At 70.8% G+C, this 12,139-nt stretch carries 10 protein-coding genes; 3 read left to right on the top strand and 7 right to left on the bottom strand.

The genetic code is table 11. From position 1 onward, the window contains the following. Both rpoB and ACIBQ6_RS29675 read right to left on the bottom strand, forming a co-directional pair. A partial coding sequence (gene rpoB / locus ACIBQ6_RS29680; protein WP_397215893.1) for a DNA-directed RNA polymerase subunit beta occupies nt 1–2,645 on the bottom strand: 2,645 nt, incomplete at its 3' end. Between the two features lie 283 nt (nt 2,646–2,928). Next, nucleotides 2,929–4,905 carry an endo-1,3-alpha-glucanase family glycosylhydrolase gene (locus ACIBQ6_RS29675; protein ID WP_397215891.1) on the bottom strand — a complete coding sequence of 659 codons (1,977 nt, stop codon included), beginning with the start codon at nt 4,903–4,905 and terminating at the stop codon, nt 2,929–2,931. 313 nt (nt 4,906–5,218) lie between these two features. Between ACIBQ6_RS29675 and ACIBQ6_RS29670 the strand changes: the two genes are divergently transcribed. Further along, complete coding sequence (locus tag ACIBQ6_RS29670) at nt 5,219–5,626, top strand: ATP-binding protein (protein WP_358297316.1); 408 nt, start codon at nt 5,219–5,221, stop codon at nt 5,624–5,626. 37 nt (nt 5,627–5,663) lie between these two features. Here ACIBQ6_RS29670 and ACIBQ6_RS29665 read toward each other — a convergent pair whose 3' ends face one another. Continuing rightward, nucleotides 5,664–6,185 (bottom strand): hypothetical protein, encoded by a 522-nt coding sequence (locus ACIBQ6_RS29665; protein ID WP_358297318.1) that lies wholly within the window; start codon nt 6,183–6,185, stop codon nt 5,664–5,666. Nucleotides 6,186–6,258: 73 nt separating this feature from the next. On the opposite strand from ACIBQ6_RS29665, the gene ACIBQ6_RS29660 reads away from it, so the two are divergent. Then, nucleotides 6,259–7,218 carry a YbgA family protein gene (locus ACIBQ6_RS29660; RefSeq protein WP_397215903.1) on the top strand — a complete coding sequence of 320 codons (960 nt, stop codon included), beginning with the start codon at nt 6,259–6,261 and terminating at the stop codon, nt 7,216–7,218. Between the two features lie 39 nt (nt 7,219–7,257). Here ACIBQ6_RS29660 and ACIBQ6_RS29655 read toward each other — a convergent pair whose 3' ends face one another. The 4 genes from ACIBQ6_RS29655 to ACIBQ6_RS29640 all read right to left on the bottom strand — a co-directional run bounded on the left by ACIBQ6_RS29655 (nt 7,258) and on the right by ACIBQ6_RS29640 (nt 11,689). Continuing rightward, the gene (locus ACIBQ6_RS29655; protein ID WP_358297324.1) at nt 7,258–9,453 is read right to left on the bottom strand and encodes a SulP family inorganic anion transporter; all 2,196 of its coding nucleotides are present in this window, start codon (nt 9,451–9,453) and stop codon (nt 7,258–7,260) included. Nucleotides 9,454–9,577: 124 nt separating this feature from the next. Continuing rightward, on the bottom strand, nt 9,578–9,883 hold the full coding sequence (locus ACIBQ6_RS29650; RefSeq protein WP_397215888.1) for a hypothetical protein: 306 nt from the start codon (nt 9,881–9,883) through the stop codon (nt 9,578–9,580). A 74-nt stretch (nt 9,884–9,957) separates the two neighbouring features. Further along, entirely contained in the window at nt 9,958–10,431 is a 474-nt protein-coding gene (locus ACIBQ6_RS29645; RefSeq protein ID WP_358297330.1) for a hemerythrin domain-containing protein, read from the bottom strand. Between the two features lie 100 nt (nt 10,432–10,531). Continuing rightward, the gene (locus ACIBQ6_RS29640; RefSeq protein ID WP_358297333.1) at nt 10,532–11,689 is read right to left on the bottom strand and encodes an AI-2E family transporter; all 1,158 of its coding nucleotides are present in this window, start codon (nt 11,687–11,689) and stop codon (nt 10,532–10,534) included. A gap of 292 nt (nt 11,690–11,981) precedes the next feature. Here ACIBQ6_RS29640 and ACIBQ6_RS29635 point away from each other — a divergent pair, with 292 nt between their 5' ends. Further along, nucleotides 11,982–12,122, top strand: coding sequence for a hypothetical protein (locus ACIBQ6_RS29635; RefSeq protein WP_397215886.1), 141 nt, complete (start codon nt 11,982–11,984; stop codon nt 12,120–12,122). Nucleotides 12,123–12,139 lie beyond the last annotated feature (17 nt).

Below are 12,139 nucleotides of genomic sequence, written 5' to 3'. Positions count from 1 at the left end.
AACGGCATGTCCTCGACCGGCAGGATCTTGGAGATGACGCCCTTGTTGCCGTGGCGGCCGGCCAGCTTGTCACCGTCGGTGATCTTACGCTTCTGCGCGATGTACACCCTGACCAGCTCGTTCACGCCGGGCGGCAGCTCGTCGCCGTGCTCCCTGGAGAAGGTGCGCACGTCGATGACCGTGCCGCGCTCCCCATGGGGCACCTTCAGCGAGGTGTCGCGGACCTCGCGGGCCTTCTCCCCGAAGATGGCGCGCAGCAGCCGCTCCTCCGGGGTCAGCTCGGTCTCGCCCTTCGGGGTGACCTTGCCGACCAGGATGTCGCCGGGGACGACCTCGGCGCCGATCCGGATGATGCCGCGCTCGTCGAGGTCGGCCAGGATGTCCTCGGAGACGTTGGGAAGGTCCCGGGTGATCTCCTCCGGGCCCAGCTTGGTGTCGCGGGCGTCGACCTCGTGCTCCTCGATGTGGATCGAGGACAGCACGTCGTCCTGGACCAGGCGCTGGGACAGCACGATCGCGTCCTCGTAGTTGTGGCCCTCCCACGGCATGAACGCCACCAGCAGGTTCTTGCCGAGCGCCATCTCACCGTCGTCGGTGCAGGGACCGTCGGCGATGACCTGGCCGGCCTCGACCCGGTCGCCCTCGGCGACGATGGGCTTCTGGTTGAAGGAGGTGCCCTGGTTGGAGCGCCTGAACTTGGCGACCCGGTAGGTGGTGCGCGAGCCGTCGTCGTTCATGACGGTGACGTAGTCGGCCGAGACCTCCTCGACCACGCCGGCCTTCTCGGCGCTGATGACGTCGCCGGCGTCGGTCGCGGCACGGTACTCCATGCCGGTGCCGACCAGCGGCGCCTCGCTGCGGATCAACGGCACCGACTGACGCTGCATGTTCGCGCCCATCAGGGCCCGGTTGGCGTCGTCGTGCTCCAGGAACGGGATCATCGCGGTGGCCACCGACACCATCTGGCGCGGCGACACGTCGATGTAGTCGACCTCGCGGGAGGCCACGTAGTCGGTCTCGCCGCCCTTGGTGCGGACCAGGACGCGGGCGTCGGTCAGCTCGCCGTCCGCGCCGAGGGACGAGTTCGCCTGGGCGACGACGAACCGGTCCTCCTCGTCGGCCGTCAGGTAGTCGATCCGGTCGGTGACCCTGCCGTCGACGACCTTGCGGTAGGGCGTCTCGATGAAGCCGAAGGCGTTGAGCCTGCCGTAGCAGGCGAGGTAACCGATGAGGCCGATGTTCGGGCCCTCGGGCGTCTCGATCGGGCACATCCGGCCGTAGTGGGACGGATGCACGTCACGGACCTCCATCCCGGCCCGCTCACGGGACAGGCCGCCGGGGCCCAGGGCGTTCAGCCGCCGCTTGTGCGTCAGCCCGGCCAGCGGGTTGATCTGGTCCATGAACTGCGACAGCTGCGAGGTGCCGAAGAACTCCTTCATCGACGCCACCACCGGCCGGATGTTGATCAGGGTCTGCGGCGTGATCGCCTCGACGTCCTGGGTGGTCATCCGCTCGCGGACGACGCGCTCCATGCGGGCCAGGCCCAGCCGGACCTGGTTCTGGACGAGCTCGCCGACGCTGCGGATGCGCCGGTTGCCGAAATGGTCGATGTCGTCGAGCTCCACGACGGCCCGGCCCATGGACGTCTCCCCCGCGTGCAGCCGCACCAGGTACTCGATCATCGAGACGACGTCGTCCTCGGTCAGCGTGCCCTGCGTGATCTCGGAGTCGACCCCGAGCTTCTTGTTGATCTTGTAGCGGCCCACCTTGGCCAGGTCGTACCGCTTGGGGTTGAAGTACAGGTTCTCCAGCAGGGTCTGCGCCGACTCCTTGGTCGGCGGCTCACCCGGCCGCAGCTTGCGGTAGATGTCCAGCAGGGCGTCGTCCTGGCCGGCCGTGTGGTCCTTCTCCAGCGTCGCGCGCATCGACTCGTACTGGCCGAACCGCTCGAGGATCTGGTCGTTGGTCCATCCCAATGCCTTGAGAAGCACGGTGACGGCCTGCTTGCGCTTACGGTCGATGCGCACACCGACGCTGTCGCGCTTGTCGATCTCGAACTCCAGCCAGGCACCCCGCGACGGGATGACCTTGCAGCCGTACAGATCCTTGTCCGAGGTCTTGTCGACGTTACGTTCGAAATAGACACCCGGCGAACGGACCAGCTGCGAGACCACGACACGCTCGGTGCCGTTGATGATGAACGTGCCCTTCGGCGTCATGAGCGGGAAATCGCCCATGAACACCGTCTGGCTCTTGATCTCACCGGTGGTGTTGTTGATGAACTCCGCCGTCACGAACATCGGGGCGGAGAAGGTCATGTCCTTGTCTTTGCACTCATCGACTGAGTACTTGGGCGGCTCGAACCGGTGGTCGCGGAACGACAAGGACATGGTCCCCGAGAAGTCCTCGATGGGACTGATCTCTTCGAAGATCTCTTCGAGGCCCGACTGGGTCGGGACGTCCCTGCGCCCGGCCTGACGAGCCGCCTCTACCCGGCCCTTCCACTTCTCGTTGCCCAGCAACCAGTCGAACGACTCGGTCTGCAGAGCGAGAAGATCAGGAACTTCGAGGGGCTCCTGGATGCGCGCGAAAGAGACGCGACGGGGACCAGCGGGCACGGCGGAGGCGTTGCGCGAGGCTGCCAACAGATGTCCTTCCGGAGGGCACGGACGGAATCGAACTGCGCGCACGCCAAACGCCCGGACCGAAATCCGGAGCGTCGAAGGGCGGCGCGAGGCAGCAGCATAACCCAACTGAGAAACGAATGTCCACACTTACTATAAGTGTCAACCTCGGTGCCGCCTTCAGCTTTTCACAGCAGGGCGCGCTCGTCAACTCCAAGCGCCCGTCGCCGCCGCCTGCGGCACCTGATCACCTGACGGAAGGGGCCCGGGTCCGCGCGGGTGGCGCGGGCCCGGGCCCGCGCGGTCAGCGTTCGCTGGAGGCCGCGCGGTAGTGCAGGTCCTGCACGTACGGCGTCGCGGTGATCGGGTACGGCGAGACCACCTTGGCCGCCGTCGCCGACCCCCTGGTGACGGTCGCCGACGCGGCCCCCGCCTTCAGCGGGAACGTCCTGGCCGACACGCCGGCGGGCGCGTCGTAGCTCTGCGTCGTGCCGCCGACGGTCACCGACACCTGGGCCGCCGCCGTCAGCATGGTGAGCACCTCGACGGTGTCACGCGCGGCCGTGCTGCCGCCGCGCAGCTTCATGAGCTTGGTCTGCGCGAAGGACGGCTGGGCCGCGACCGGCTGGACCCGGTGGGTCAGGTACGCCGCGTCGTTCGTGATCTTCGGGCAGCCGAGCTTGTGACAGGTCAGGTAGTAGGCGTTGATGTCCAGGTACGTCCAGCCGGCGTTCCTGGACGGCGCGAACTGGGTGTTCTCGGAGTAGTCGTTCCAGGTGGTGAGCTGGACCCAGTCGGCCTTGCCGTCGATGGCGCCCTTCCACGTCGCCCGCAGGTTCTCGGTGTTGCCGGCCTCGTCGAAGACGCCCTGGTTGGGGCGTTCGTCCTGGATGGACACCGGCTGCATCCAGATCTTGCCCATGCCGTGCGCGCGGTCGATGTTGCCGCCCAGGGCGGCGTTGGCGGCGGGGTTGCGGTTGCCCCAGTTGGAGAAGCCGTAGCTGATCGAGGCGAAGGCGTCCCGGTACTTGTTGAAGTCGAGGAAGCAGGGCACCAGCGCGACCTTGACGCCGTGCTCGGTCTCCATCGTCTTCATCCAGGCCGCCCACCAGGCGGCGGTGCGCCCCTCGGCCTTGAACGGCGCCACCACCAGGCGGTCGTCGGCCAGCCGGTAGACCGACGTCGAGGCGGCCAGCTTCGCCATCGCGGCGGCGAACGCGGCGCTGTCCACCGAGGCCAGGCCGTTCGTGTCCGGCATCAGCACGATCTTGAACCCAGGGTCCACGGCCTCGGCGGCCTTGATCAGGTTCTGCACCCGCGTCCAGTGGGCGCTGGTGATCGAGAGGATGTCGACGGTGAAACCGTCCAGGCCGGCCGCGATGGCCTGCCTGACCTCGGTCTTGAAGTCGGCCAGCGCGTAGTCGCCGCTGATGGGGTCACGTCCGACCGGCCGGTCGCGCAGCAGGCCGCCGTAGGCGGCGTGCTTGCCGCTCTCGCCGTCCGGCTTGAGGTAGTTCCTGGCGTAGTAGTCGCCGGCCGGGGCCTGGTTGTCCAGCGACACCGGGTACGGCGTGAAGTAGTGCGCGAACACCTTCTTGGCCGACCCGCGCAGGGCCGCCTTCCCCGGCAGCACGAACGGCAGCGGCCCGTCGGTCTGGCCGCCGCCCTCGGTGTAGGTGACCGTGAGCTTCGGGCCGCGGTTCCCGGTCTCGCGCGAGGACATCAGCACGGTGGCGGTGGCGTCGCCGCCGGTGAGGGCGAAGGCGTACGTGCCGTCGCCCTCGACGGCGGCGGACACGTCCAGCTTGACCGTCGTCCCGGCGGTGAAACCCGTGTGCGAGGCGACGGGCGCGGCCCCGAACTCGGGGCGGGTGTTCCAGGTCGTGGCCGCCTCGGTCCAGGAACCCGTCACGGGACGGACCGACACGGTGGTGTCCGTCGTCCTGGCCGGGACGACGTCCAGGGTGACCTTGACGTCCTCGGCGTCCGCCGGGATCCCGGTGACCTTGAAGCGGGTCAGGCCGACCCGCTGGCCCGCGGCGGCGCTGCCGCACGCGGCTCCGCAGACGCTCATCCAGGTCGCGGTCGCGAAGCTCTTGGCCGGCTCGGCCTGGCTGATGAACACGTCCTCCGTGGCGGCGAACGTCACGGTGAGGGGTGCGGTGAGGGGTGCGACGGCGGACGCCTGCGCAGGCGCCGCCGCGCCGGCGGGCGCGGCCGCACCCGCCAGCGCGGTGAGCATCGCCACCGCGACCGGCAGGGCCCGATATCGGTTGAGCATGGAACTCCCTTGGCTTTCGGTACGCCTCCGCAGCAGCGGAGCCGCGTTGCATCGCCAACGATGGAGCAAGATCGAGTCCCCGGCCAGGACTTCCGGATAAATCCCTCATTTGGAACGATGCTATTTTCGGCCCCTCGGTACGTCATTGCGGTCAGACGGCCCGCCTCCGGAAGGTTCCCTGGCCGGGCATGGCGCGCAGGCCGCGACTCGGGCAAGATGGACCAGCCCTTTTCTGTCTCCGCTTGGCCTGCGCGCACGACCGGGTCGATGTCATCATGGGCACACGGTGTGTGATTTCGGGTAGGAGGGATCGATGTCCGAGCCTTCCCCCGGCGCTGCCGCAAGCTGGCCGATCAGCCGAGACCTCGCGGGGCTGCGGGAGCTCGTCCGCCGTCACGCGCTCCAGGCCGGGCTCGCCTCCCAGCGCGGTGACGACCTCGCGCTCGCCGCCAACGAGGCGGTCACCAACGTCCTCGATCACGCGGGCGGGGCCGGCTGGGTGCACATCTGGGCCGACGACGACTTCCTCACCGTCGACGTCGGCGACCACGCGGGCCGTCTGGGGCCCGACGCCTGCCCCGACGCCCGTCCCCAGATCGGGCCGGGCGGTTACGGCCTGTGGGTGATGCGCCGCCTCTGCGACGAGTTCGTCATCACCCAGACCGGCGCCTCCTCCCAGGTCCGCCTCCGCATGGCCCGCATCCGCCCCACCGGCCCCTGACCCGACAGCGGGCCGGGCGGGCGAGCGGTCGCCCCGGTCAGGCGGTCTCGCCCACGCTGCGCCGGTGCCATTCGGCCAGCTCGACCAGCAGCCCGTCGGCCGCGCCGCCGAACATCGCGGCCAGCTCCTCCGCGTCGTCGACCACCACCACGTGGTCCAGCAGGTCCGCGCGCAGCCGGGCCGCCCTCGGGTCGCCGGCGCCGTCCGGGTCGAAGGCGGTGGCGGCCAGGAACAGGCCGCCGACGCCGGCCAGCGCCGCGGTCTGGCGGGCCTGCGTGCCGAGCACCGTCGCCGCGTCGGCCGGTACGGCGGGCAGCGCCGGCCGCCCGTCGCGCAGCAGCAACGTCAGCGGACGGGCGGGCACCTGCTCCCCCGCCTCGCCCGCCGGCACGTGGGCGCTCCCGTCGGCGTGCCGCGCCGCGTGCCGGGGACGCCCCCAGGGCAGGCCGTCGGCCTCGTCCTGCGCACTCGCGCGCGTGAACAGGCCGCCGTCGGCGTCGACGACGAGGTCCCCAGGCTGCCACTGCTCGCCATCAAGCGGAATGTGCGCATTCGTCATGCCTGAACGCTACGCCCTGGTTGCGACAAATCTTCGTGGCGTGCGGAGGCGCGAGCTGGGCATCTGTCAGGACATGGCGCAGGCGCAGGATTGGGGCAGGCCGCGGGTGGCGGTGTCGAGCTGTCTGCTCGGCGAGCCGGTACGGCACAACGGCGGGCACAGCCGGGCCCGTTTCCTGACGCAGGAGCTGGCGCCGTTCGTGGACTGGGTGCCGATCTGCCCCGAGATGGAGATCGGCCTCGGCGCGCCCCGCGAGACGCTGCGCCTGGAGCGTTCGCCCACCGGCCCCCGCCTGATGACCCGGCAGAGCCGCCGCGACCTCACCTCGGCCATGGACGAGCTGGCCGCCGAACGTTCCCCGGCCCTGGCGGCCGACGGTTACGTGTTCAAGGCCAAGAGCCCGAGCTGCGGCATCCACGGCATCCCGCTGTACGCCGGTGACCACGCGGTGACCCGCGACAACCGGGGCCTGTTCGCCGACGCGGTGATCGAGGGCCACCCGCTGCTGCCCGTCGAGGACGAGGGGCGGCTCAACGACGCCGTCCTGCGGGAGGCGTTCGTCGAGCGCATCTTCGCCCACGCGCGGCTGCGCGAGCTGCTGGAGGGCGACTGGCGGCCGCGTGACCTGGTCGCCTTCCAGGCCCGGCACAAGATGCAGCTGCTGGCCCACTCCACCGAGGGCTACCGCGAGACCGGCCGCCTGGTCGCCGCCGCGGGCGTCCGGCCGCGCGAGGAGCTGGCCGAGGAGTACGGCACGGCGTTCCGGCGGACGATGGCGGTCAAGGCGTCGATCGGGCGCAACGTCAACGTGCTGCAGCACTGCCTCGGCATGCTCGGCGACGAGCTCGACCCGGTGCGCCGCGCCGACCTGGTCGAGGTCATCGGCTCGTACGCGGCGCACCGGGTGGCGCTGAGCGTGCCGCTGACGTTGCTGCGCCACCACGCCCGCGGCGAGGCGGCCACCTACGTCCAGGACCAGACGTACTTCTCCCCCTACCCGGAGGAACTGGGCCTGCGCAACCACGTGGTGTGACCCCGCCGCGCCGGACGGGCCGGCGCGGCGGGGACGCGCCTACGTGGGAGTGGGCTCGGTCGGCAGCGGGCCGTCCGGCTCAGGGGCGGCGGACGCGCGCGGCGGCACATGGTGCACCCGCGCCGAGCCGATCTCGAAGTACAGCCCCACCAGCGTCAGCTGCCCGGCCCTGACCTGCTCGTCGACCTTGCGGTAGGTCCGCAGGTTCTCCAGCTGCTGCTGGATGTTGAGCCGGCACAGCGCGTCGAGGGCGGCGTCCTCGGCGGAGGCGTCGTGGCCGCCTTCGCCGAGCCGGTCGAGGCTGGGATGGCCGTGCCGGAGCCAGCGGCTCAGCTGCGGCAGGCCCTCGGTGGTCGCCGGGCCCTTCAGCAGCGCCGCCATCGCGCCGCAGCCGGAGTGGCCGCAGACGGTGATGGTGTGCACGCTCAGCACGCCGGTGGCGTACTCGATGGCGGCGGCCACCGAGTCGTCGTGCGGCTCGGAGCCGGCGCACGGCACCAGGTTGCCGATGTTGCGGACCGTGAACAGGTCGCCGGGCCCGCTGGAGGTGATCAGGCTGGGCACGACCCGCGAGTCGGCGCAGGTGATGAACAGGTGCGAGGGACGCTGCTGGGTGGCGAGCTGGGTGAAGATGGGCCGCAGCAGCGGGGCCGTGCGCTTGTGGAACTCGTCCGCGCCCTGGGCCAGGCGGCACTCGATCGCCGCCGTGGCCGACAGCGGACGGCCGCGGTGGGTCCACGGCAGCCACCAGCGGCCGGGCGCCTTGGGCGGGCTCTTGGCCGGGAACATGCGGCCGCCGCTGGCCGCCATCGTGTACCACTCGTCGTGCAGCTCGTCGATCGTGACGGTGCCGCCCAGGCGCTCGTGGTCCAGCCGCCAGGAGTGGATCGCGTCGAAGGCGGCGTTGTCCATGAAGTCGATGTTCAGGTCGAGGTCGACGGCGACGCCTGGCGGGATGGCGCGCAGCTCCTGGGTCAGCCGGGGCACGCCCAGGAAGGTGAGCGAGCCGGAGACCGTCGCGTGCATGACCCCGCCGGGTTCCTGCCGCTTATCCACGGTCACCCGGGTCAGCCGCCGCAGCGCCAGCAGCGCGGCCAGCGCCAGCCCGGCCAGGACGCCCTCGGCCAGCCCGACCAGGATCACGCCGGACATGGTCATGACGTAGACGGGCACCTCGTTGTGGCCGTGGACCTTCCTGAGGTGACCGAGGCTGATGGTCTTGATGCCGATGAAGACCAGCAGCGCGGCCAGCGCCTCCATCGGGATCAGCTTGATCGTCCAGCCCAGGCAGAGGGCGAACAGCAGCACCCAGACGCCGTGCAGGATCGCCGACCAGCGGGTGCGGGCGCCCGCCTGGATGTTGGTGGTGCTGCGCACGATCACGCCGGCGACCGGGAGCCCGCCGAGCACGCCGCTCACCATGTTGGCCACGCCCTGGCCGGTCAGCTCGCGGTCGAGGTCGGAGCGGGGGCCGGTGTGCATGCTGTCGGTGGCCACGCAGCACAGCAGCGACTCCGCCCCGGCCACCAGCGCCACCAGCAGCACGCCCATGGCGATGTGCTGCCAGTCGCCGGCCGGCAGCACCGGCGGCGCCCACGCGGTGATCGCGCCGGACAGGTCGATGCGGGTGACGTTCCAGCCGAACACGGCGGCGGTGACGGCGGCCGCGAGCAGCGCGGCCAGCGGCGCGGGGATCATCCGGACGTGCTTGGGCATCCGGCTCCAGGCCAGCAGGACCGTGATGGTGAGGATGCCGACCATGACCTTGTGGCCGTGCAGATCCATGATCTGGCTGGGCAGCTCGGCCAGGTTGGCCCACGGCGACTGCTCGGGGCTGCCGCCGAGGACGACGTGCAGCTGGGCGAGCGCGATGATGATGCCGACGCCGGCCAGCATGCCGTGGACGACCGCGGGCGAGACCGCGAGCGCGGCCCGCGCCGCCTTGAACGCGCCGAGCAGCACCTGCAGGCCGCCGGCCATGATCGTGATCAGGCAGGTGGCGCGCCAGCCGTAGGTCTGCACGAGACCGGCGATCACCACCGTCAGGCTCGCGGTCGGGCCGCTGACCTGCACCACCGAGCCGCCCAGCCGCCCGGCGACGATGCCGCCGACCGCGGCGGCGACGAGCCCGGCGGCCAGCGGCGCGCCCGCGGCCAGGGCGACGCCGAGTGAGAGTGGCACCGCGACGAGGAACACCACCAGCGATGCCGGCACATCGTGTCTGAGAGTACGCATGATGCTACTCTCCGTAGTTATATTCATGCGGCACACCTTAGTGCCAGATCAACCCCACGTCGGACGACGGTAAAACGCGCCGGACATGTCCCTGCTGTCCGGCGCGCCGCCCTGCCGCTCCGCCCTACCGCGCGGCGTCCTCGCAACTCACGGTGACCAGGGCGAAGAACACGTGGGTGCGGGCGTCCTGGGAGACCACCGACTCGAACACCTCGCAGTCCGTGAACCCGTGGCTCAGCGCGTTGCGGCGGGCGTCGGACTCGGCGCCGGCGAGCGCGACGTTCTCGGCGAGGTCACGGCCGAAGCCGTCGAACAGCGTGCCCGTGGCGGCGGTGGCGGGCGTGGCGGCGCCCGCCAGGACGGCGGCCCCGGAACCGGCCAGGACCGCCGCGCACAGCACCGCCGGCAGCTTTCTTCTCAGGTACGTCATGATCTCCCCCTGGGTCGGGATGGGTGGGCCTGCACCCGTTGGGGCGTTCCAGGCCGTTCCATCCCGCGCCGTGGCTAGGAGGAGGCGCTGGGGATCTTCAGGGGGTCACGCGGTGCCTCGGCCTTGGCCTTGGCCATCTCCTCGCCCAGCTCCTGCAGCCGGTTGCGCCCCATGGACTCGCGCACCTGCGGGAACCACTCCTTCTCCTCCTCCTCGACGTGGTGGCGGACGTTCTCCATGAGCACCGTCATCTTGGCGTCGTAGCGCTCGTCGGCCGGGTCGAGGTCCTTCAGCTCCGACAACATCCAGACGACGACGTGGTGCTCCTCGACGCTCTCCAGGATGTGGTCGGTGGTGTCGGGGGTGCCCGAGCGGGCGGCCGGGTAGAAGATCTTCTCCTCGATGTAGGTGTGCGCGGTCAGCTCCTCGATGACCTGCGCGACGATCTTCTGCTTGGTCTTGTGGGCGTCCTGGCCCGCCTTCTCGAACTCCTTGAACAGCTTCTCCACGGTCTTGTGGTCCTCTTTGAGCAGCACGATCGCGTCCATGGACGGCCTCCCTGGGGTCGGGACGCCCGGCGGGACGAGGGATGCCGGGCGTCGGGTCCGCCCCAGGTACCCCGAGGTCAGGCGCTCACACCCGGCGCGCTCAGTGACGTTCCTGACGGGGCAGCACCACGTGGTTGACGATCACCTGGATGGCGGCGGCGACCGGGATGGCCAGCAGGGCGCCCACCACGCCGAGCAGGGCGCCGCCGATGAGGGCGGCCACGATCGTGGCGGCGGCCGGCACGTCCACGGACGACTTCATCACCTTGGGCGCGATCAGGTAGTTCTCGATCTGCTGGTAGACGACGAAGAAGATCAGGGTGGCGATGGCCACCGGGAGCGAGGCGAACAGCGCGACCAGCGTGGCGATGCCCGCGCCGATGAACGCGCCGATGAGCGGGATGAGGTCGGTGACGGCCACGATGATCGCCAGGGCCAGCGCGTACGGCACGCCCGCGATCGACAGGAAGACGAACGTGGTCACGCCCGCGATCAGCGAGATGATCAGGTTGCCGGCCACGTAGCCGCCGACCCGGTTGAGAATCTCGTCGCCGAGCAGCCGGGCCCGGTCCCTGCGGCTCCTCGGGATCAGCCGGTAGCCGGTGCGCGTGATGGAGCGCAGCGCGCCCAGGAAGTACAGGGTGAGGATGAGCACGGTCAGCGTGGAGAACACGGCGCTGACCACGATCGAGGCGATGCCGAGCAGCCCGCCGAACACCTGCCGGCCGAGGTCGCCGCTGGTCAGGTACGTCTGCAGCCGTTCCAGGAGCTGGTAGCGCTGGTCCAGGTCGCGGATCTGCGGGTTGTTCTGCAACTGCTGGATGTAGGTGGGCAGCTGCTCGGCGAACTGTCCCGCCTGCTCCGACAGCGCCGGGATGATCGCCATGGCGAACCCGGCGAACAGCACGATCACCGCCGTGAACACCGCGGTGATCGCCGCCCAGCGCGGCAGGCCGTGCTCCTCCAGCCATCGCACGGCGGGATCCAGGCCGACGGCCAGGAACAACGACACGATGATCAGCAGGAGCATCGAGGCGCTGGCGGTGAGCGCCTGGACCAGCAGCCAGGCGGTCAGCACGCCGAGCGCGGCGGTGAACCCGAAGACGAAGGGCGTGCTGCCGAACGGGCGTCCGGGCCTGCCGAAGGGCAGCCCCGTCGTCTCCGGGCGGGGGCCGGAGGCGTGGCCGTCGCGGGCGGCCGCGGACGCCGCGCCGGGTTCGCCCGGCGGGGCGGCGGAAGTGAACTGATCACCAGACATGGGGGCTCCTGAACCTGAGAAACCCCCTTCTCTGCCCGGCCGCGGCGCGGTCTATCGTCGCCGCCGCCCCTCGTGTCCCGGACGCGGCCGCCGGGCTGTGCGCGCCCGGCGATCAGGGCGCTGACCTGCGCCGTTTCGCCGTACCTGGCAGAGGGTAGGCCGCGCATCCCGGGGGCGGCGGGCGTCGCCAGGCAGCCGGGCGCGGCCGACCGGGTGGCCCGGTGGCGGGCCGAGCACGGCACCGAGCACGGCGCCGAGCACGCCACGCCGCAGGCCCCGCTCGATCGTCGTCGTGGGCCCGACGTTGATGTTCCTGCACCCGTGCCCCGACGGCGTCGTCCTGCCGTTCGCCGCGTACCCGGACGGGACGGTGAAGGTCTACACCGATCCCGAGCACGCCGGTCTGAGCTTCTACCGCGACTCCGGCGGGTAGGCGGGTCCGGCATGGGA

Origin of the sequence: Nonomuraea sp. NPDC049655 (genome assembly GCF_044465465.1) — a bacterium.
Lineage (GTDB): Bacteria > Actinomycetota > Actinomycetes > Streptosporangiales > Streptosporangiaceae > Nonomuraea.
This window is presented reverse-complemented; position numbering and strand designations above follow the sequence as displayed.